Source organism: Arhodomonas sp. SL1, from assembly GCF_052060015.1.
GTDB lineage: Bacteria > Pseudomonadota > Gammaproteobacteria > Nitrococcales > Nitrococcaceae > Arhodomonas.
Map to the genome: position 1 here is coordinate 1 of NZ_JBPODZ010000012.1, position 19868 is coordinate 19868.

A 19868-nucleotide genomic window follows, 5' to 3' on the forward strand; every position below is an offset into this window, starting at 1 on the left:
CTCGGAGTTACTGCATTATCAGCGTCGGCGGTGCGCCGCTCTCGGTGCTGAAGCACTACATCGAGCAACAGGAAGCGCCGGAGTGATCGCGCTGCGCGCCATGCGCCGCTTCACCACCCCCTAAGCCGCATAGCGGCTATAGGCGGAGCACTGCGGCGCGGATTGGTAGTGCAAGATCAGGGGATGGTCACGGTAACAAGGGAGTCAGGGTGATGAGCGACGCGCCGGATGACGAGAAGACCTCCACTGCCCGTTTGCAGACGCTGCTTGAGCCGGTCACCCGGGCGCCGTCCAGCCACAACACCCAACCCTGGAGGTTCCGTATTCGAGATGGCGTCATTGAGCTGTATGCGGATCGCACCCGGGCGCTGCCGGTGAACGACCCGGAGGATCGGGAGCTGACTATCAGCTGCGGCTGTGCGTTGATGAACCTGCGGGTGGCGGCGGCGCAGGCAGGCCTTCGGGTGGATTGCACGCTGCTGCCAGAAGCGGAGGACGAGGACCTGTTTGCCCGAGTCTCCTTGCAGCCGGGGGAGGCGGAGGCCTCGGCGGCCGATGCCGGACTGTTCCCCGCCATCGATATCCGGCGCACGTTCCGGAAGCGTTTCTCTGACGGCGACGTCCCGGCAGATGTGCTGGAACCGCTTTCCCGCGCGTCGGAGGCGGAGGGTGCCTGGCTGCATGTGGTGGAGCCTGACGACCAACGCCATGGACTCGCGGCGCTGGTGGCCGAGGGCGACGGCATCCAATGGTCGGACCGGCATTGGCGCCGGGAGCTCGCCGCGTGGATGCACCCGCGGCGGCGTGGTGACGGGCTGACGGTCCCGGGGCTGGTGGCTCCGTTCGCCCAGGCCGTGGTCCGCACCTTTGATATGGGCAACGGTGTCGGTGCCAAGGACCGGGAGCTCGCGGATGCCTCTCCGGTGCTGGCGGTCCTCGGCACGGGTGGGGACGGCGTCGCGGACTGGCTCCATGCCGGCCAGGCCCTGGAGCGGTTGCTGCTCACCGCCGCCGGCGCGGGGCTGCAGGCTTCCTATCTCAATCAACCGGTGCAGGTGGCCTCCCTGCGGCCTAAACTCCAGCACCTGCTCGGCCGGGACGGATTCCCTCAGGCGGTCCTGCGCCTGGGCTACCCGATGGAGGAGCTACCCGCTGCGCCGCGCCGTCCCCTCGAGGCGGTGATCGATCCCTCCTGAGCTGGCGGGAACGATCTGGGCCATGCATTCCGAAGGGGCGTCATCGCAGGGAGGACGTTCCCCATGGGGTCGCGCTGGCGCTGGCCGGATTCAGCGCCCTGCGTCCAGCTTGTCCAGGGACTGCTGCAGCGTCGCGCGGGAGAGCTCGCCGAGGTGCACGTCGGCGAGCTTTCCGCTGGCGTCGTAGAACAGGGTGGTTGGCAGCCCACCGGCGCCGACGGTTTCGCCGAGCTCGCGGTGGCGGTCCATGAGGACGTTGTCCAGGCCCAGTCCCTCGTTGTCCAGGTAATTACGGATGGTCCCCGGACCTTCGCCCTGGTTGGCGAATACGAAGGTGATATCGGTGCGCTGGCGTTGCGCGGCCTCGAGCACCGGCATCTCGCGGCGGCAGGGCGGGCACCAGGAGGCCCAAAGATTCACCACCAGGGGTTGCTCCGAGAGCTCCGCCAGGGTCACGGTTTTGTTGTTTAGCGTGGTCATTTCCGTGGCCGGCAGCGCCCGGCTCTCGGACTCGATCATGGTGATGACGCCCGCCGTCAGTCCCCAGGTCAGGCCGCCGGCGAACAGGGCATTGGCGAGCGGCCGGCACTTCACGGGCGCCTGCCAGAGCCGCCAGGCCAGGAAGGGGGCGGCGGCGAGCCCACCCCAGACGGGCAGGAAGCCGCCGTCGCGGATGTCGAGCATCCCTAGCCAATCCTGCTGGTACTGAGGCAGGTAGCGCACCACGAAGGCGATGCGGGCGGCCGCCAAGCCGATAAGCAGCGCGTCCACCAGGAGGTGGGCCACCCGCTCCTCGGGCCGCCGGGCACTCGCCCAGGCGGTGAGCAGTGCCACGGCCAGCGCGCATGCGAGGAGTAGCTGACCAACCGAGATGGCTATCGGCCCGATGGCGGTCGAGAGCATCAGCGCTCCTCCCGGCGCACTATACTGCGTGGCGGTCCAGCCGGGGCCGCAGCACCGCCTTTTCCGCCTCCACCATCAGCAGCAGTGCAATGCCGAAGCCAACCACCCGTAGCCATTCGGCGGCGCCCATGGCGGTGGTGCCGAAGAGGTATTGCAGCGGCGGGGCGTAGGTGAAGGCGAGTTGCAGCGCCACCAGCGCGGCGATGGCGAGTAGCACCGGCCGGCTGCCGAACAGGCCGCGGCGGCTGAGCACCGGCTCGAGGACATGGCGGCTGTTGAAGAGATAGAACATCTCTCCGACCACCAGGGTGTTGATGGCCACCGTTCGTGCCAACGGCACATCGGCCCCCTGCCATTCGATCATCCAGGCATAGTGGCCGAAGGTGCCGATCAGCAGCAGCGCGGAGACGAACAGCACTCGCCAGATCAGGAAGCCGGTGAGCAGGGGGACGCCGGGCGGTCGTGGCGGCCGTGCCATCAGCCCCGGCTCCGGGGGTTCGAAGGCCAGCGCCAGGGCGAGGGTCACGGCAGTGACCATGTTGACCCATAGGACCTGGACCGGCTCCAGGGGCAGGGCGAGGCCCAAGAGCACGGCCGCGACGATAGTGAAGGCCTGGCCGCCGTTGGTGGGGAGGATGAAGAGGATGGCCTTCTTGAGGTTGTCGTAGACCGTGCGGCCTTCCTCGACGGCGTGGGCGATGGAGGCGAAGTTGTCGTCGGCGAGGACCATCTCCGAGGCCTCCTTGGCCGCCTCGGTGCCCTTCACGCCCATGGCCACGCCCACATCGGCGCGCTTGAGCGCCGGGGCGTCGTTGACGCCGTCCCCGGTCATGGCCACGACCTGGTTGTCCGCCTGCAATGCGGTGACCAGGCGCAGCTTGTGCTCCGGGGTGGTGCGGGCGAACACCGCCACTTCCCGGGCCCGTTCTCGCAGGGTGTCGTCGTCCAGGTCGTGGATCTCGTGGCCGGCCAGGGCCCTGTCGGCACCCTGCAGGCCGAGCGCCTCACCGATGGCCCGGGCGGTGGCCAGGTGATCGCCGGTGATCATCCGTACCCGAATGCCCGCCTGCTGGCACTCGGCCACCGCATGGATCGCCTCCTCCCGGGGCGGATCGATGATGCCCACCACGCCGAGCAGTGTGAGGCCGCCATCCAGATCGTCGAAGGTGAGCTCGATGTGCTCCGCTGGTACCGGGCGCATGGCGACCGCGAGTAGTCGCTGGCCGTGGCCGGCCACCTCGTCCATGCGGCGGTGCCAGCGTTCGGGGTCCAGGGGGGCGTCCTCGCCGTTCAGGGTGCGTTCCCGAGCACACAGGGCGAGCACCGCCTCCGGGGCGCCTTTGACCAGGATCCGCGCGTGGCCCTCGTGGTCGTGGTGCAGGGTGGCCATGAATTTGTGGGCGGAATCGAAGGGGATGACGTCGGTGCGCGGTTCGGAGCGGTTGCGTATCTTGGGGTCGAGGCCGGCCTTCAGCCCGGCGGTGATCAGCGCCGCCTCAGTGGGTTCGCCCTCGATTTGCCAGCGGCCCTGCTCGCTCTGGTAGCCGTGGGCATCGTTGCAAAGGACCACGGCGTTGAGCAGCTCCCAGAGCACCGGGTGCTCGTCGGGTTCCACCTCGATGTCGCGCTCGTCCAGGCAGAAGCCGCCCACGGGCTCGTAGCCTACGCCGGAGACGTTGTAGTGGCGCTCACCGGTGATGATCTCCTGGACGGTCATCTCGTTGCGGGTCAGCGTCCCGGTCTTGTCGGAGCAGATCTCGGTCACCGAGCCCAGGGTCTCCACCGCCGGGAGCTTGCGGATGATCGCGTTGCGCCGGGCCATGCGCTGCACCCCGATGGCGAGGGTGATCGTCATGATTGCCGGCAGCCCCTCGGGGATGGCGGCCACCGCGAGGCTGACCGCGGCCAGGAACAGCACCATGGGGTCGCCGCCGCGGGCGAGCACCCCAAAGGCGAAGGTGGCGGCGGCGAGGACGATGATGGCCCCGCTCAGCCAGCGCCCGAACTGGGCCACCTGGCGGAGCAGGGGCGTGGTCAGCTGCTCCACCTCCGAGAGCATGGCACTGACCCGGCCTATCTCGGTGGCCGCGCCGGTGGCGACCACCACGCCCAGGCCGCGCCCGAAGGTCACCAGCGAGCCCGAATAGGCCATGGCGCTGCGATCGCCCAGCGGGGCGTTTGTGGCTACCGGTGCAATGGATTTCTCCGCGGCAACGGATTCACCGGTGAGCACCGCCTCGTCGATGCGCAGGTTGCGGGCCTCGATGAGCCGCAGGTCGGCGGCCACCCGATCGCCGGGCTGGAGCAGGACCACGTCGCCGGGCACCAGGGTCTCGGCGTCCACCGTGCGGCGGTTGCCGTCGCGCAGCACCGTGGCCCGGGGCGAGAGCATGCCGCGGATGGCGTCCATGGCCTTCTCGGCCTTGCCCTCCTGGAGGAAGCCGATGAGCGCGTTGATGAGCACCACGCCGAGGATGACGCCGGTATCCACCCAGTGCTGCAGCGCGGCAGTGCCCGCGGCAGCGGCGATCAGGATGTAGATGAGGACGTTGTGGAACTGCCGCAGAAAGCGCCGCAGGCCACTCTCCCGCGCCTGTTCCGCCAGGCGGTTCGGTCCATGGCGCGAGAGCCGGGCGGCGGCCTCCTCGTCGTTGAGCCCGTCCCGAGCGGATTTCAGCCGATCCAGGGCCTCGGACGCCTCCAAGGCATGCCATACGCTTGCGTCGCGATCCGGTGATTCCTCGGCCGCCATGTGCCTCCCCGTGGCCCGGCCGTGCTGGGCCCGTTAGTCGGTTCGATGCAGTGCAACATAACTCGCCGCGGGCAGCGGTGTCATCCACCGCTAGCGGCGGACTCCCGCTCGAAGACATAGTCCAGCCAGTGACTGGCGAGGCGGTCGGTGAGGCGGTTCTGCTGCTGGCGGGCGGAGAGGTTGTCGATGTCGATCCACGACAGGGGCTGATCCTGGCCGGCGCAGGTGAACACGGGGCGCGTCCGCTCGCCGGTCTCCGGGTCCACCTGCCACTGCAGGCACTGGGCGCAGACCCCTTTCAACATGCACTGCATGGGCGCGCCCACGGTGCCGAAGGCCTCCGCGCCAGGGGCGAAGTAACCGGCCAGATCCCGCTCCAAGGCAGTCTGGAAGCCCTTGAGCAGGCCAGTGCCCCCCATGACCATGATCCGGTCGACGTCGCTCAGCGGGATGCCGCCGGATTCCGGCACGATCTCGCCATCGCCGTAGCGGCGCACCAGATCCAGCATATCGGTGGCCACAAGGCTCATATCCTGGGACCGGCGGGCCTCGATGCGGGGCTCGGAGGCGGTGCACCAGATGACCTGGTCGGCGCCGGCCTCCAGCTCCTCCTGGTGGTCCACGTCGGCAGCGCTGCCGAAGGCGGCGACATAGAGCACCCGGTTGCCGGCGGCGCGCAGGGCGGCGCCAATGTCGAGCATCACTGCCGCCCCCCAGCGCCCGGCCACCACCATGATGGTCTTGCCCGTGGGCATGTCCGTGGGGGCGCCGGTGGGGCCCATGAGCACCAGCGGATCACCCGGTTCGAGGCGGCCCACCAGGCGCGGGCCGGTGCCCCACTGCAGCACCATCAGGCGGATGCAGTCGCCGTCCACGCCGGTGCCGCTCACCGTCAGCAACGGCACCTGCAGGCGGGTGTCCGCCACCACCGGGCTGGTGGACTCAAAGGTTTGCAACCGGAAGAACTGACCGGCCCGGAAGTTGCGCGCCGCCAGTGGCGCGTGGACCCAGACCTCGGTCATCGCTGGGTTGTCGCGGTTGACCGAGACCACCCGGGCGGTGAAGGCGTCGTCCATGGTGGCCAGAAACGCCTCCGTCGGCGCCGCCTCGGGGGAGAGGGCGAGCGCGGAGCGTAATACCTGGGGGTAGCTGCGCTTGGCCGAGGCGATGGCCTTGACCACGCTGCCGTTGAAGGCCGGATGGGTATCGCCGATAAAGCTCACGTGCCGGCCGTCGTCTTCGTAGGAGGTGAACGGGCCGAACTCCCGGGACTTGCAGTGATCGGCGTCCTCCACCGGTTGCAGGCCCTCGCGGTGGGCCACGTGGGGCAGGAAGTGGTTGCCGTTGAGCGCGAAGGTGCGCGGGTATTCGCGCTCGTAGATGGTGTTGGGCACGGTGCCGGCGGCCACGAAGATGGCCCGCGCGGGGAGAGTGACCTCCTCGCCGGTGGCGAGCCACCGCCCCTCGACACGGTCCATGCGCCGGCAGACCAAGGACTTTACGTGCTGGTGCTCGTCGACGTCGGCGTATAGGGGCTCGAGACCCTCGGCATAGTACAGGCCTTCTTCCATGGCCTTGGTGAGCTCCTCGTGGTTGCGGGTGTAGGCCGGCGAGGCGTTCATGCCCTTGCGGTAGGCGATGGTGACGCCACCCCATTGCCGCAGCAGGGCCACGAAGTCCGGGCTCTCGCTGGCAGCGGCGGCGCGTTTGCGCTCGGCGCGCACGGCGCGCCCGTGCTCGAGGAACTCCGTGAGGATATCCCGGTCCTCGTCACTCAGGCCGGCGGTAACGCGCTCCTCGCCCCAGGCGGTGGTAAGGGTCTCGTAGCGGTGCAGGACCTTCTCCACCTGGCGGATGTAGTAGGCCTGGACCTCCGTGGCGGTATCCACGCCGGTGAGCCCGCCACCGATGATCACTGCCGGTAGCCGCACCTGCAGGTTGGCCAGGCTCGAGGCCTTGCCCGCGCCGGTGAGCTGTAGCGCCATGAGGAAGTCGCTGGCCTGGCGCATGCCGCGGGCGAGGCTGTTGCCCATGTGCAGCACCCGGGGCAGCCCGGCCCCGGTGGCGATGCTGACGTGATGGAAACCGAGCCGCCAGGCGTCCTCCAGCGTGACCGTGCCGCCCAGGCGGGCGCCGCCATAGACCCGGAAGTTGGGTCGGCGGGCGAGGGTTAGGTAGATGAGCTTGAGGAAGTTCTTGTCCCAGCGCACGGTGATGCCGTACTCGGCCACGCCGCCGAAGCCCATGAGGATGCGCTCGTCCAGGTCCTCCACCAGATCCGACCAGCGCTCGACAGGGCGCTCGAGGAGCTCGTTTGGCAGGGGCTCGATCTTCAGCCCGTCGATGCCCACCACGGTGCAGCCGCCCTGGGTGAGGTGATGGGCCATGGTGAAGCCCGCCGGGCCCATGCCTGCGACCAACACCCGGCGGCCGTTGTCTGGCGCCGGCAGGTACTGCTCCGCGCGCAGCGGGTTCCAGCGGGTGAGCAGGTGATAGATCTCCACGCCCCAGGGTAGGTCCAGGACGTCGGTGAGGCAGCGGGTCTCGATCTGGGGGATATCCACCGGGTCCTGCTTCTGGTAGATGCAGGCCTTCATGCAGTCGTTGCAGATGCGGTGGCCGGTGGCCGGGATCATGGGGTTGTCCACCATGGCCGCCGCCAGCGCGGCCAGGGTGCGCCCGTCGCGCTTCAAGCTGTGCATCTCCGAGATCTTTTCCTCCACCGGGCAGCCGGTGAGGGTATTGCCGAGGGGGTCCTCCTTGAGCCCGAGCTCCGGGCGGCCCTTCTTCTCGGGGAAGCCCTTGGAGCAGAAGTCGCCATCGTGGTCGTGACAGTAGATGCAGTAGTGGACCTCGGAGTGCACCTGGCGGGCATCGGCGCGGCCGTCGGTGAGCGAGAACCCATCCCGGCGTCGCAGGCGTTCCTCCGGGGCGGTCTCCGAGCGGGCGGCGTCATGCGTATGCACCAGCGCCACCAGATCCTCGTGGTTGACCCGCTGGGGCAGCCGGAAGCTCGCCCAGTCGGCGACGCCGGCGGCCCCCGGGTCTTGGCGGGCGAGCTTGCACCAGGCGGTGACCGCCCCGATAGCCTCGGCGTTGGCGTCGCTGTCGTCCAGCAGTGCCATGGCGTAGGCGGCGATGCGGCGTTCGCGGTCGCCGTCGTGGTCGGCGCTGGCCTGTTCCAGCCAGTCGCCCAATGTCTCCAGGGATTGCTCCACCGGCCGGCGGTGCTTTTTCACCCGACGCTGAACGTACTCCTGCTTGAAGGCCATGACCACGTCATGAGACAGGGTGGCGGCACGCGCCCGGTCCACCGCCGCCTCGATACCGAAGGCGCCGGCAATGAAATCCTCCACCGCCGGCCCCAGGGCGAGTAGGAGATCGCTGGTCTCGGTGGCGGAGAGCGGCTCGCCGGTGCGGTAGTGCGCCAGGCGTTCATCGAGACTTGGATCCTCGGTGGCGAGGTGTTCGCGGAAGCAGCGGTCGAGGCGTTCCAGCCCCGCCGGGGTCTGCAGGTCGGCGAAGCTCAGTTCGAAACGGGCGAGTGCGGCATCAAGGCTCATGGGTTCGGTGTCTTTCGGGGGTTCGGGGGTGGCGGCATTGCAAGTCGAGGCCAAGCATGGTGGCGCCGTGGGCGCTCATCAAGGCAGACGGCGTAGGGTTTTCCCCTCGCGTGCCGGCAGGGGTATCCTTGATCGGCTCTATGCCCGATTCCAGGACGACGAGGAAACAGGCGCGCCGCCGGCTGCGGCGGGCCACTGCGGGGGTGGCGTTGGCCCTGGCCATGGCAGCGGCGGGGGTGCACGCCTTCGCGCCTGTGGTGCCCATGGCCGCCGCGGGCCTGCCGGCCTGGCTGGCCACCGCACTCCTATGGCCGGACGTGGCCCGCCGCACCCGGATCCAGGCGCTAGCCCTGCTCGGCGCCGGCGGCCTGGGCTTTGCCTGGACCCTCGCCTGGGGAGCCGCCCCCGCCTGGGGCACGGCGCTGTCGGGCAACGCCGCACTCATCGGCATGCTCGCCGCGGTGGGCTTTCTCCGCCTCATCGCCGCTCCGCAGGGGGAGCAGGAACGCCTGCCGTCGGGGCGGCGCGGCATCGGAGGGACGCTGCTCGGCCTGCACCTCTTTGGTGCTGTGATCAATATCTCCACGGTGTTCATCATGGGCCATCGCATGGCCCGGGAAGGTCGGCTTGACGATCAGCAGCTACGGGTGCTTACCCGGGGGTTCGCCGCGGCGGCGTTTTGGTCGCCGTTTTTCGCCGCCATGGCCGCGGCGCTTACGTATGCCCCCGGCGCCCGGTTGGACCAGATCATCCTGGTGGGGCTGCCGCTTGCGGTGGTGGCGCTGATGGTCACCGCGGTGGAGCTGGACCGGGAGCCGCTGGAGGATTTCCGCGGCTATCCGCTGCACCCGCGCAGCCTCGCGCTGCCGGCGGTGCTGGCGGCGGTGATCCTGTTCGTCCATTCCCGGGCCCCGGAGCTGTCCGTGCTCGGCATCATCACGGTGTTCGCGCCGTTGCTCACCGCCGTGCTCCTGCCGTTTCGGGAGCAGCGACCGGCCTGGCTACTCGGCCGCCAGGTGACCGCCCGCCTGCCGTTGATGGCCAATGAGCTGACGTTGTTCCTCTCTGCCGGCGTGCTTGCCGGCGGGCTCGCCGGGGTGGTGGATACCTTCGGTGGTTGGGTGCCTTTCGCCGCATTCGGCGGCTGGCAGGCAGGGGTGGTGCTGGCGATCATGGTGTTGATGGCCCTGCTGGGGGTGCACCCGGTCATCGGCATCGCTGCCTTCGGCACGCTGCTGGCGCCCCTGGACCCGGACCCGAGCCTTCTGGCGATGACCTTTGTCGCGAGCTGGGCCATCGGCGTCACTGTCAGCCCGCTGTCCGGGCTCAATCTCGCCCTCCAGGGGGCCTACGATATCGCCCCCGGCCGGGTGCTGCGGGCGAACTGGCGTTACGGCGTGATCATGGTGTCGGTGAGCACCCTCGCGTTCATGCTCTATTATCGGCTGGTGGGGTGAGCCCGCCGCTTCAGTGGTAGCGGCGCATCTGCCCTACCACCACCCCCTGGATGGTGACCCGCTCCGGGGCGTAGCGCTGGGGCGCGTAGTCGGCGTTGGCCGGGTGGAGCACCACCTCGTCGGGGCGTTGCTCAATGCGCTTGAGGGTGGCCGCATCCTCGTCGATGAGCGCCACCACCAGCTCGCCGTTGCGGGCGTGGCCGCGATGCTCGACGATGACCCAGTCCCCGTCGTGGATGCCGTCGTCGATCATCGACTCGCCGCGTACCTGGAGGACGTAGCACTCGCTGTTACCGCGAAGCACCTCCGGGACGGAAATGCGTTCGGTGCCGGGGACGGCCTCGATGGGTTCGCCGGCGGCGATGCGGCCAAGCAGCGGCAGGCCCTCGCCCTCGCGGGCGGCATCGGTGAGATGAACCCCGCGGCGGCGGCCCTGCATCGGCTCCACCAGGCCGGCCTCCACCAGGGCGATGACGTGCTTGTGCAGCGAACCGCGGGAGCGGAGTCCGAAATGGCGGCAGATCTCCTCCAGGGTGGGGGCGTGCCCGTCGCGGGCGCAATCCTGCAGGAAGGCGAGGATATCCTGTTGGCGGCGCGTCAGTCCGGGCATGGCGCTTCTGGTTCTCCCTCGGTTCTTCTGTTCTGCTATTCTGAGCGGACCACGGCGGTGGCGCAAACTTCGTGAAGCGGAGAGGTCGATGGGCAAGGTGGCACAGATCCGGGAAGCGCGAACCGAAGACCCCGTCCACCGCCTGGCCGCTCGCTTAAAGGGCAAGTATAGCGCACGGATCACCGGTGAGCTCACCATCCCGACCCGGGAAGGGCGCTATGCGGATTTCCCCGACGAGCTCTCCCCGGCGCTGGCCACTGCGCTACGCGCGCGGGGCATGGAGCGGCTCTACAGCCACCAGCGCGAGGCCTGGGATCGGATCCGTGCCGGCCGGCACACGGTGGTGGTCACACCTACCGCCTCGGGCAAGACCCTGTGCTACAACCTGCCGGTCCTGGATGCCGCGCTTAGCAATGGCGCCAAGGCGCTGTATCTCTTCCCCACCAAGGCGCTCTCCCAAGACCAGGTGGCCGAGCTCACCGAGCTCAATCAGGCCGGCGAATTGGGCATCCGCGCCTATACCTTCGACGGCGACACCCCCGGAGACGCGCGCAAGGCGGTGCGCACCAAGGGGGATATCGTCGTCTCCAACCCGGACATGATCCACCAGGGCGTGCTGCCCCATCACACCAAGTGGGCGCAATTCTTCGAGTCGCTGCAGTACGTGGTGATCGACGAGACCCACACCTACCGTGGGGTGTTTGGTTCCCATGTGGCCAACGTCATCCGGCGGCTGCGTCGAGTGTGTCGGTTCTATGGCTCGGAGCCGGTATTCATCCTCTCCTCGGCGACCATTGCGAATCCCGCCGAGCTGGCCTCAACCCTGGTGGGGGAACCCGTGGGGGCGATCACCGAGAGCGGGGCGCCGGCGGGAGAGAAGCACCTGCTGCTGTGGAATCCCCCGGTGGTGAATCCGGATCTCGGTATCCGCGCCTCGGCGCGCTCGCAGGCGACCCGCATCGCCCGGGCGGCGGTGCGTGGCGGGATGAAGACCATCGTCTTTGCCCGTTCGCGGTTGATGGTCGAGGTGATCACCAAGTACCTCAAGGACGTCTTCGATCGGGATCCGCGCAAGCCGACGCGGGTGTCCGCCTATCGTGGCGGCTATCTGCCCACCGAACGGCGGGGCACCGAGAAGGCCCTGCGCGGCGGCAAGGTGGATTGCGTCATCGCCACCTCCGCCCTGGAGCTGGGTGTGGATATCGGCGCCCTGGACGTCTGCGTACTCAATGGCTATCCCGGCACTATCGCCGCCACCTGGCAGCGCCTCGGGCGTGTCGGCCGGCGCAACCGCCCGGCCCTGGGCGTGCTGGTCGCCTCCAGCGAACCGCTGGACCAGTACATCGTCCGCAACCCGGATTTCTTCCTGGGCGCCTCGCCGGAGCACGCCCGCATCAGCCCGGACCAGCTGTTGATCCTGCTGGACCACGTCCGCTGCGCCGCCTTCGAGCTGCCCTTCCGCGCCGGCGAGCGCTTCGGCGGTGAAGACCTGGAGACACTCCTCGACTATCTCGCCGAGCAGGGGGTGCTCCACCGCGAGGCGGACACCTGGCACTGGATCGAGGACAGCTATCCCGCCAACGCGGTAAGTCTGCGCTCGGTGGCCGAGGGCAACTTCGTGGTGGTGGATACCACCGATGGCGGGCGCCGGATCATCGCCGAGGTGGACTACTCCAGCGCCGCCGAGACCCTCTACGAGGGGGCCATCTACCTGGTCCAGGCGAGCCCCTACCAGGTGGAGGAGCTGGACTGGACGGGCCGCAAGGCCTATGTGCGTGAGACCCGGGTGGACTACTACACCGATGCCATCGATTACACGCGCCTGAAGATCCTGGAGAACTTCGAGGCCGCGCGGGCGAGACGCGCGGAGACCGCCCACGGCGAGGTGCACCTGGTCCGGCGCATTGCCGGCTACAAGAAGATCCGCTATTACACCCATGAGAACGTCGGCTTCGGGAACATCGATCTGCCGGACCAGGAGATGCACACCACCGCGGTGTGGTGGCAGGTGGCGCCGCACGCCCTGGCTGCCGCGCTTCCGGGCCGCCAGGAGGCCATCGACGGCTTCCTCGGGGCGGCGTATGCGATGCACCACGTGGCGGCGCTGCGGGTGATGGCCGAGCCCAATGACCTGGGCCGCGCCGTCGGCGACGGCGATGCCCGCTGGTTCGCCACCGTGGGCCCGGCGGGGCGTGGCAGCCTGCGCACCCTGGACGGCGGTGAGCTCGATCCGGAAGAGCAGCGCCACTTCCGGCCGGCGGTGTTCCTCTACGACAATTACCCCGGTGGCGTGGGGCTCTCCGAGCCCCTGTACCGCCGCCGCGACGACGTGGTCCGTGACGCCCGGGAGCTGGTGGCCGCCTGCGGCTGCGACCACGGCTGTCCCGGCTGTGTGGGCCCCATCCTGGCCTCGGACGAGGTCCGGGGTTTCTCCCCCAAGGGCGCGGCGCTGACCGTGCTGGACCTTTTTGGCGACCATGAACCTGAAGTCCCGGCTTGACGCCCTGCGTCGCCAGGCGGGCGCCGATGCGGCCGCGGCCGAACCGCGGGCGGCCGATAGCGCGCTGGCGGAGCGGCTACGTCGACTGGGTCGCGGCCGAGGCACGGCGGGCGGGCCGCCCGCGGTCACGCCGGAGGTAGTGGCGGGGCATCTGGGCGGTGAGGCCCTGGAGGACGGGGTCGTCCGTGTCACCCGGCGGTTGCCCCTGCCCGATGCCGTGCCACGCGATGATGGAGGTGTGCTGCCGGGCATCGGCGCTTTCCCCGGGGAGCGGGCGGTGTTCCTGGACACCGAGACCAGCGGCCTCGCCGGTGGTACCGGCACCGTGGCCTACCTGGTGGGCCTCGCCCGCATCGATAGCGGTGCGCTGGTCGCCGATCAGTTCCTCATGACCCGCTTCGGCCACGAGCCCGCCTTGCTGGCGGCGGTGCGGGCCGCCCTCGGGGACGACGCAGTACTGGTGAGCTACAACGGCCGTAGCTTTGATGCGCCGTTGCTCCGCGACCGCTTTCGACTGGCCGGCCAGGATCATCGCCTGGAGGAGAGCGGCCACGCGGACCTACTGCATCCCGTGCGGCGGTTGTTCCGCCACACCTGGCCGGACTGCCGCCTGGCCACCGCGGAGGAGCGGCTGCTGGGACTGCACCGGCAGGGGGATCTGCCCGGCAGTGCGGCGCCGCTGGTGTGGTCCGAGCTCCTGCGCCTGGGGCGAATGACCGACCTGCCCCGGGTGCTGGAGCATAACCGCCGGGACCTGCTTTCCCTGGCGGCCCTGTGGCCGCTGCTGGCCGATGCCTTTCGTGCTCCCCATGCCCTGGGGGCCTCGCCCCTGGCGGCGGCCCGGGCCTGGTACCACTGGGGCGAGGAGGGGAGGGCCCGTTCGGTGCTGGAATACAGCCCCGGGCTGGATACCCCGGCACGCCGTGAGCTCGCCCGCCTTCGCCGCCGCGCCGGCGATTGGCAGGGTGCCCGGCGGCTGTGGGAGGACCTGGCGGCGGAGGGGGATCACCATGCGGTGGAGGCGCTGGCCAAGTACTACGAGCACGTCCGGCGGGACTGGGACGGCGCCCTCGCCTGGACCGGCCGGCTGCCGCCGGGCCCGGCGGTCGCCCATCGGCGCCGCCGTATCGAGCGCAAGCGCGGCGGTGCCCAGCGGGAGCTCTTCGCCGGGGAGATGGGCGCCGGCGGCGCTTTGGCCTATCCTCGGGGAGAGGGGGAAGACACGGACAGCCGATGAGGTGAGTCATGAGGGAGCATGAGGCCAGCGCGCTGAGTGGCGTGATCCTGGAGCATACCGAGGGATGGACCCTGGACGATGTCTGCGGCCTCTGTCGGGTGGAGCAGCGCTGGGTGATCTCTTTGGTCGACGAGGGGGTGGTCGAGCCGGCAGGGGGGAGCCGACCGCCGGAATGGCGCTTCCCCGGTGATGCCGTGGTCCGGGTGCAGCGCGCCGCCCGGCTGATGCGGGATCTCGGGCTTAACGCCCCGGGTGCGGCGTTGGCGTTGGAGCTCATGGAACAGCTCGGCGACTCGCAGCGACCCTAGGAGGCCTCCCCGAGCTGGGCCAGGGGCACCGCTGTGGTCTCCTTGAGCCGCTGCAGCAGGATGTTGGACCGCACACTCGCCACCATGGACAGCTCGAGCAGGCCGTGGAGCAGGAAATCCGAGAAGCGCTCCAGGTCCGGCGCCACCACGCGCATCAGGTAGTCCGAGTCCCCGCTCACCGCCCAGCACTCCAGCACCTCCGGGTAGTCGGCCACCGCGCGGGCGAATTCCGCCGCGGATCCCGCGCCGTGCTGCTCCAGGGAGACGTTGACGAAGGCCATCACCCCCAGTCCCACCCGGCCGCGATCGAGCAGCCCCACATAGCCGCGGATCACCCCGGCCGTTTCCAGGCGCTTCAGCCGCCGCTGGCACTGGGAAGGGGAGAGATGGACGCGCTCGGAGAGCTCCACGCTGGAGAGCCGGGCATCGTCCTGGATGGCGGTGAGCAGGCGGCGGTCATAGGTGTCAAAGGAGATCTCGTGCATGGTCATTGCGTTTTGATCCGTATCAATGCAGGAAATCTGCATATTCTTTCCTCTGCTGCGCCAATCTGCAAAAACCCCGCGACCCTCCGGCGGTATTCTGGTCGTCACATCCAGGTCGAGGGGAAGGAGGTCGTCATGACCGCCACTGCCGAGAATCTCCGCCTCTGGGACAACCCGGTGGGCACCGATGGCTTCGAGTTCGTGGAGTTCACCGCGCCGGAGCCCGATGAGCTAAAGGCCCTGTTCCGCCGCATGGGCTTTGTCGAGGTGGCACGCCACCGGCGCAAGGCGGTGAGCCTGTTCCGCCAGGGCGGTATCAACTTCATCGTCAACGCTGAGCCCGACGGCCAGGCCGCGGACTTCGCCCGGGAGCACGGCCCCTGCGCCAATGCCATGGCGTTCCGTGTCCACGACGCCGCAGCGGCCATGGACGAGCTGGTGGCCCGCGGCGCGAGGCCGGTGGCCGCCAAGGCCGGTCCCATGGAGCTCAACATACCCGCCATCGAGGGCATCGGCGGTGCCCTGATCTACCTGGTGGACCTCTACGGCCAGCGCTCCATTTACGACGTGGACTTTGTGCCCATCGAGGGGGTGGACCCGGAGCCTGCCGGGGTGGGTCTCACCTATATCGACCACCTGACCCACAACGTGGGACGCGGGCGGATGGATCACTGGGCGCGCTACTACGAGGATCTGTTCAATTTCCGCGAGCTCCGCTATTTCGACATCGAGGGCAAGCGCACCGGCCTGCATTCCCGGGCGATGACCAGCCCGGACGGCAAGATCCGCATCCCCATCAACGAGTCGGCGGACGAGAGGAGCCAGATCGAGGAATTCCTGCAGGAGTACAACGGCGAGGGCATTCAGCACATCGCCCTGGGTACCGATGACATCTGCGCCACCGTGGACCGACTGCGGGACAACGACCTCGGTCTGATGAACACGCCGGATACCTATTACGAGAGGGTCAATGAGCGAGTGCCCGGCCACGGCGAAGACCTGGAGGCGTTGCGCGAACGCAGCATCCTCATCGACGGTGCCCCTACCAAGGGTCAGGGCCTGCTGCTGCAGATCTTCAGCGAGACGGTGATCGGGCCGATCTTCTTCGAGTTCATCCAGCGCAAGGGCAACGAGGGCTTCGGCGAGGGCAACTTTCAGGCGCTGTTCGAGTCCATTGAGGAGGATCAGATCCGAAGGGGCGTCCTCGACGACGATGCGTAATGGATGAGCAGGCCCGCGGCCAGCGCCGCATGGGCTGGGGCATGATGGCCGCCTTCTGGGTCCTCGCCCTCGGGATGGGAACTTGGTGGTTCCAGGGGATGGTCGCCGAGCGTTACAACCCCAACGCCCAACTGGCGAGCGGGGAGCCCGGTGAGCCGGTGGTGCTGGAGCGCAACCGCTCCGGACACTTCGTCGCTACCGGCCATATCAACGGTGAGCCGGTGCAGTTCCTCGTGGATACCGGGGCCACCTACGTCTCGGTGCCCCGGCAGATCGCCGCACGGCTGGATTTGGAACAGGGCCGGGCGGTGACGTTCCGCACCGCCAACGGACGGGTCCGCGGCCATCTCACCAACCTGGAGTCCGTGCGCCTCGGTGGCCTTGAGGCCCGAGACGTCCGCGGCTCCATCAATCCCGGGTTGGACGGGGAGACCGCCCTGCTCGGGATGAGCTACCTGGATCGTTTCGACCTGGAGTTCCGCGACCGGCGGATGGTCCTACACCCCCGCTGACGGTGTCGGCTCAGCGGAGCTGGCTGCGCCGCACCCAGCCGGATTCCCCATTGCGGGTGCGCACCCGTACCCAGCGGCCGTCCCGGCCGATCACGCGGACCGGCTCGCCGGCCTCGAGTCGGCGGTGGCGCTCGCCGCCGGCGCCCGGCGATTCCACCAGATAGGGCTCCGCGTAGGAAGCCTTGCGCTCCTCCGCCAGGGAGATCGCAGGCAGGGCCACGGCAGTGGCCAGGATCAGAGAGAGTGCGTGGCGCGACATAAACACCTCCGTGTGGTCGCTGGGTTGGAAAGGGGCTAGCCGGTGCCGGCGTAAAAGCGCATGGACAGGTCCACCGCCCGCACGTTCTTGGTGAGCGCCCCGGTGGAGACGTAGTCAACGCCGGTGGCAGCGATCCCGGCAATGGTCTCAAGCTCCACGTTCCCGGAGGCCTCCAGTCGGGCGCGGCCCGCATTCAGGGCCACCGCCTCCCGGAGCCCGTCGAGGGGGAAGTTGTCCAGCATGATGATATCGGCGCCGGCGGCGAGGGCCTCGCGGACCTCGTCGAGGTCCTCCGTCTCCACCTCGATACTCACCCCCGGGTGGAGCCGCCGGGCGGTGGTTACCGCTGCGGTGATGCCCCCGCAGGCCATGATGTGGTTCTCCTTGATCAGGATCGCGTCGTACAGGCCCAGCCGATGATTGACCGCCCCGCCGCAGGCAGTGGCGTACTTCTGGGCGTGGCGCAGGCCGGGAATGGTCTTGCGGGTGTCGAGCACCTGGCAACCGGTGCCGGCGACGGCATCCACGTACCGTCGGGCGGTGGTCGCCGTCCCGGAAAGCAGCTGCAGGAAGTTGAGCGCGGTGCGCTCGCCGGTGACCAGGGCGCGGGCACTGCCGCGCAGCTCGCAGATGAGGCTGCCCGCCTTCACGGGCTCTCCCTCGCCGCTGCGCCAATCCACCGTGATCGAGTCTTCGAGCTGCCCGTAGGCCTCCTCGAACCAGGGCGCGCCGCAGAGTATCGCGTCCTCGCGCACCACCACGGTGGCGGTGTCCCGGCGCCCCGGAGGGAGGAGGGCGGCGGTGAGGTCACCATCGCCTACGTCTTCGGCGAGTGCCCGGCGGACGTCGTCGGCGACGCGGTCGCTGTCGATCATCGGCTTCCGCCCCACCCCCTACTGCAGGGCAAAGAGCACCAGCAGGACGGCGAGGACGACCATGGTCCAGAAGGCCATGGAGCCCGTCGGCCAACTCTGGGCGAGCCGGCCGCCGTGGCCGAAGCGCTCGCGGCTGACGGCGAGGGCTCGCCCGAGCAGCATCATCGAACCGGCACGAACCCTGCGATCGGCGGCGGTGACCGCATCGCGCAGGGCCACCGCCACCACCGGGCCGGCACGGCGGTAGAACCAGTCGGTGTCCAGGCTGATCTTCGGATCGCCGCCGACGTGCTTGAGCAGCAGGAAGAAGCCGAGCCCGGTGAACAGCAGCAGCTGCATCTCCTTGAGCAGATGCCCCGCGGTGTAGGCATGGTAGTCCACCTCGTGGGGCAACAGCGCGTACAGCGCGCCGGGGAAGACGCCGAGGAGGAAACAGAACGCCGCCGCGATCCCCATCGCGATGAGCATGTTGCGCGGGGCCTCGTTGGGCCGCAGCCCGGAGTCCTTGCCGAGGAAGGTGAAATACGGGAGCTTCAGCCCCGTGTGCAGGAAGGTGCCCGCCGAGGCCATGGTGAGCAGCAGCCAGACCCAGCCCCGGTAGTCCACGGCCGCTGCCTCGACGATCATGGTCTTGCTCACGAACCCGCTGAACAGTGGGAAGGCGGAAATGGACAGCCCGCCGATCATGTAGAGCAGGAAGGTGATCGGCATCCAGCGATAGAGCCCGCCGAGCTCGGTGAGCTTACTGCGCCCGGTCATATGCAGCACCGCGCCGGCGCCCATGAGCAGCAGGGCCTTGTAGAGGATATGGGTGAAGGCATGGGCGGCGGTGCCGCTCAGTGCCAGGGTGGTCCCCATGCCCACGCCAGCGACCATGTAGCCCACCTGGCTGACGATGTGATAGGCGAGCAGGCGGCGGATGTCGTTGGCAAGCACCGCGTAGACGACGCCGTAGAGCGCCATGACCACGCCCAGCCAAACGAGCAGCTCGGTGCCGGGGAAGCCCCGCACCAGGGTGTACACCGCGGTCTTGGTGGTGAGCGCGCTGAGGAAGATGGTGCCGGTCACCGTGGCCTCGGGATAGGCGTCGGTAAGCCAGGCGTGCAGCGGCGGTACGGCGGCGTTGATTAGGAAGGCCACCAGGATCAAATAGAACCACCAGCCGTCGGGGTCGAACGCATTGAAGGCGATGGAGCCGGTGGCCTGGTAATGGGCCAGCAGCCCGGCGAGCAGGAGCATGCCGCCGAAGGCATGGACCAGCATGTAGCGCATGCCGGCGCGGTAGGAGACCTCGGTGCGCCGTTGCCAGATCAGCCACACCGAGGAGATGACCATCAGCTCCCAGAACACGTACAGGCTCACCAGGTCGCCGGCGAGGACCACCCCGAGGGCCCCGGCGGCATACACCATTGCGGCCACGTGCTGGATCCAGTCGTCCACGTGCAGGGCGTAGATATTGCCGACGACGAGGATGATGCCGAAGACGTAGGCGAACACCAGGCTGAGCTTGTCCACACGCCCCGGCAGCAGCTCCAGGGCGCCGACGCTCAGCCGCCCGTACTCCCCCGGTTCCAGGCCGAGGAGAATGAGGAGGACGAAGGCGGGCAGGGCTATCTGCCAGATCTGCCGGGAGCGCCCTTCCAGGAAGGGCAGCAGCAGTGCGCCGGCGATCAGGACCAGCGAGGGATGGATCCACTCAAGCATCCCGGTCCTCCGATTCGCCGTAGTAATCCTCCTTGCGGTAGAGGAAGGCGTAGCCGAGGGCCTTGGACACGACGATGATCAGCACGCAGGAGACGAAACCATAGAGGGCCGCGAAGCCACCGATGCCGTCCCAGGGGAAGCGCTCATAGTGGGGCTCTTTGAAGAGATCGGCTACCACCAGCAGCGCCATCACCACCAGTATCGCGTTGCGCAGCGGCCGCCGCCTTGCCACCAGGGCCTCGAGGATCTTGCCTGTGCTCATGCTCGCGATCGCTCCTAACTCCGC

Annotated in this window: 16 protein-coding genes; 7 read left to right on the top strand and 9 right to left on the bottom strand. The window is 68.8% G+C overall.

Annotated elements, in window-relative coordinates:
• Positions 1-212 precede the first annotated feature (212 nt).
• Positions 213-1196, top strand: a complete 984-nt coding sequence (locus ACQ754_RS14030) for an Acg family FMN-binding oxidoreductase (protein WP_440997661.1) — start codon at positions 213-215, stop codon at positions 1194-1196.
• Positions 1197-1286: 90 nt separating this feature from the next.
• Here ACQ754_RS14030 and ACQ754_RS14035 read toward each other — a convergent pair whose 3' ends face one another.
• The 3 genes from ACQ754_RS14035 to ACQ754_RS14045 all read right to left on the bottom strand — a co-directional run bounded on the left by ACQ754_RS14035 (position 1287) and on the right by ACQ754_RS14045 (position 8414).
• Positions 1287-2099: a prolipoprotein diacylglyceryl transferase family protein gene (locus tag ACQ754_RS14035; RefSeq protein WP_440997662.1), complete on the bottom strand. Its 813-nt coding sequence runs from the start codon at positions 2097-2099 to the stop codon at positions 1287-1289.
• A gap of 19 nt (positions 2100-2118) precedes the next feature.
• On the bottom strand, positions 2119-4851 hold the full coding sequence (locus tag ACQ754_RS14040) for a cation-transporting P-type ATPase (protein ID WP_440997663.1): 2733 nt from the start codon (positions 4849-4851) through the stop codon (positions 2119-2121).
• An 80-nt stretch (positions 4852-4931) separates the two neighbouring features.
• A complete protein-coding gene (locus ACQ754_RS14045; protein ID WP_440997664.1) occupies positions 4932-8414 on the bottom strand; it encodes an FAD-dependent oxidoreductase in 3483 nt (1160 codons plus the stop codon).
• A gap of 140 nt (positions 8415-8554) precedes the next feature.
• On the opposite strand from ACQ754_RS14045, the gene ACQ754_RS14050 reads away from it, so the two are divergent.
• Complete coding sequence (locus ACQ754_RS14050; RefSeq protein WP_440997665.1) at positions 8555-9871, top strand: hypothetical protein; 1317 nt, start codon at positions 8555-8557, stop codon at positions 9869-9871.
• A 10-nt stretch (positions 9872-9881) separates the two neighbouring features.
• On the opposite strand, the gene lexA is transcribed toward ACQ754_RS14050, so the two are convergent.
• Positions 9882-10481: a transcriptional repressor LexA gene (gene lexA / locus ACQ754_RS14055; RefSeq protein WP_440997666.1), complete on the bottom strand. Its 600-nt coding sequence runs from the start codon at positions 10479-10481 to the stop codon at positions 9882-9884.
• A gap of 88 nt (positions 10482-10569) precedes the next feature.
• On the opposite strand from lexA, the gene ACQ754_RS14060 reads away from it, so the two are divergent.
• Genes ACQ754_RS14060 through ACQ754_RS14070 form a run of 3 tightly spaced genes read left to right on the top strand, consistent with a single transcriptional unit; the run spans position 10570 to position 14526 of the window.
• Entirely contained in the window at positions 10570-12981 is a 2412-nt protein-coding gene (locus tag ACQ754_RS14060) for a DEAD/DEAH box helicase (protein ID WP_440997667.1), read from the top strand.
• Positions 12959-14218: a ribonuclease H-like domain-containing protein gene (locus ACQ754_RS14065; protein WP_440997668.1), complete on the top strand. Its 1260-nt coding sequence runs from the start codon at positions 12959-12961 to the stop codon at positions 14216-14218. The genes ACQ754_RS14060 and ACQ754_RS14065 overlap by 23 nt, the downstream gene beginning before the upstream one ends.
• Positions 14219-14226: 8 nt before the next feature.
• Complete coding sequence (locus ACQ754_RS14070) at positions 14227-14526, top strand: chaperone modulator CbpM (protein WP_440997669.1); 300 nt, start codon at positions 14227-14229, stop codon at positions 14524-14526.
• On the opposite strand, the gene ACQ754_RS14075 is transcribed toward ACQ754_RS14070, so the two are convergent.
• Complete coding sequence (locus ACQ754_RS14075; RefSeq protein ID WP_440997670.1) at positions 14523-15017, bottom strand: Lrp/AsnC family transcriptional regulator; 495 nt, start codon at positions 15015-15017, stop codon at positions 14523-14525. The two genes, ACQ754_RS14070 and ACQ754_RS14075, sit on opposite strands and share 4 nt — an antisense overlap.
• A 129-nt stretch (positions 15018-15146) precedes the next feature.
• On the opposite strand from ACQ754_RS14075, the gene hppD reads away from it, so the two are divergent.
• Positions 15147-16232: a 4-hydroxyphenylpyruvate dioxygenase gene (hppD, locus tag ACQ754_RS14080; protein ID WP_440997671.1), complete on the top strand. Its 1086-nt coding sequence runs from the start codon at positions 15147-15149 to the stop codon at positions 16230-16232.
• Positions 16232-16744, top strand: a complete 513-nt coding sequence (locus tag ACQ754_RS14085) for a retropepsin-like aspartic protease family protein (RefSeq protein WP_440997672.1) — start codon at positions 16232-16234, stop codon at positions 16742-16744. Before hppD ends, ACQ754_RS14085 begins: the two co-directional genes overlap by 1 nt.
• Before the next feature lie 10 nt (positions 16745-16754).
• On the opposite strand, the gene ACQ754_RS14090 is transcribed toward ACQ754_RS14085, so the two are convergent.
• From ACQ754_RS14090 to ACQ754_RS14105, 4 genes are read right to left on the bottom strand one after another with little or no spacing between them, the layout of a single operon-like run.
• Positions 16755-17003 (bottom strand): SH3 domain-containing protein, encoded by a 249-nt coding sequence (locus ACQ754_RS14090; protein WP_440997673.1) that lies wholly within the window; start codon positions 17001-17003, stop codon positions 16755-16757.
• Between the two features lie 35 nt (positions 17004-17038).
• Positions 17039-17878, bottom strand: a complete 840-nt coding sequence (nadC, locus tag ACQ754_RS14095; protein WP_440997674.1) for a carboxylating nicotinate-nucleotide diphosphorylase — start codon at positions 17876-17878, stop codon at positions 17039-17041.
• An 18-nt stretch (positions 17879-17896) separates the two neighbouring features.
• The gene (locus ACQ754_RS14100) at positions 17897-19582 is read right to left on the bottom strand and encodes a Na(+)/H(+) antiporter subunit D (protein ID WP_440997675.1); all 1686 of its coding nucleotides are present in this window, start codon (positions 19580-19582) and stop codon (positions 17897-17899) included.
• Positions 19575-19844: a hypothetical protein gene (locus ACQ754_RS14105; protein ID WP_440997676.1), complete on the bottom strand. Its 270-nt coding sequence runs from the start codon at positions 19842-19844 to the stop codon at positions 19575-19577. The genes ACQ754_RS14100 and ACQ754_RS14105 overlap by 8 nt, the downstream gene beginning before the upstream one ends.
• Between the last annotated feature and the right edge of the window lie 24 nt (positions 19845-19868).

Excerpts from the sequence above, each read along its gene's own strand:
- ACQ754_RS14065 (WP_440997668.1), top strand. The coding sequence starts at position 12,959 with ATGAACCTGAAGTCCCGGCTTGACGCCCTGCGTCGCCAGGCGGGCGCC.
- ACQ754_RS14035 (WP_440997662.1), bottom strand. The coding sequence starts at position 2,099 with ATGCTCTCGACCGCCATCGGGCCGATAGCCATCTCGGTTGGTCAGCTA.
- ACQ754_RS14045 (WP_440997664.1), bottom strand. The coding sequence starts at position 8,414 with ATGAGCCTTGATGCCGCACTCGCCCGTTTCGAACTGAGCTTCGCCGAC.
- nadC (WP_440997674.1), bottom strand. The coding sequence starts at position 17,878 with ATGATCGACAGCGACCGCGTCGCCGACGACGTCCGCCGGGCACTCGCC.
- ACQ754_RS14090 (WP_440997673.1), bottom strand. The coding sequence starts at position 17,003 with ATGTCGCGCCACGCACTCTCTCTGATCCTGGCCACTGCCGTGGCCCTG.
- hppD (WP_440997671.1), top strand. The coding sequence starts at position 15,147 with ATGACCGCCACTGCCGAGAATCTCCGCCTCTGGGACAACCCGGTGGGC.
- ACQ754_RS14050 (WP_440997665.1), top strand. The coding sequence starts at position 8,555 with ATGCCCGATTCCAGGACGACGAGGAAACAGGCGCGCCGCCGGCTGCGG.
- lexA (WP_440997666.1), bottom strand. The coding sequence starts at position 10,481 with ATGCCCGGACTGACGCGCCGCCAACAGGATATCCTCGCCTTCCTGCAG.
- ACQ754_RS14070 (WP_440997669.1), top strand. The coding sequence starts at position 14,227 with ATGAGGGAGCATGAGGCCAGCGCGCTGAGTGGCGTGATCCTGGAGCAT.
- ACQ754_RS14085 (WP_440997672.1), top strand. The coding sequence starts at position 16,232 with ATGGATGAGCAGGCCCGCGGCCAGCGCCGCATGGGCTGGGGCATGATG.
- ACQ754_RS14060 (WP_440997667.1), top strand. The coding sequence starts at position 10,570 with ATGGGCAAGGTGGCACAGATCCGGGAAGCGCGAACCGAAGACCCCGTC.
- ACQ754_RS14030 (WP_440997661.1), top strand. The coding sequence starts at position 213 with ATGAGCGACGCGCCGGATGACGAGAAGACCTCCACTGCCCGTTTGCAG.
- ACQ754_RS14075 (WP_440997670.1), bottom strand. The coding sequence starts at position 15,017 with ATGACCATGCACGAGATCTCCTTTGACACCTATGACCGCCGCCTGCTC.
- ACQ754_RS14100 (WP_440997675.1), bottom strand. The coding sequence starts at position 19,582 with ATGCTTGAGTGGATCCATCCCTCGCTGGTCCTGATCGCCGGCGCACTG.
- ACQ754_RS14040 (WP_440997663.1), bottom strand. The coding sequence starts at position 4,851 with ATGGCGGCCGAGGAATCACCGGATCGCGACGCAAGCGTATGGCATGCC.
- ACQ754_RS14105 (WP_440997676.1), bottom strand. The coding sequence starts at position 19,844 with ATGAGCACAGGCAAGATCCTCGAGGCCCTGGTGGCAAGGCGGCGGCCG.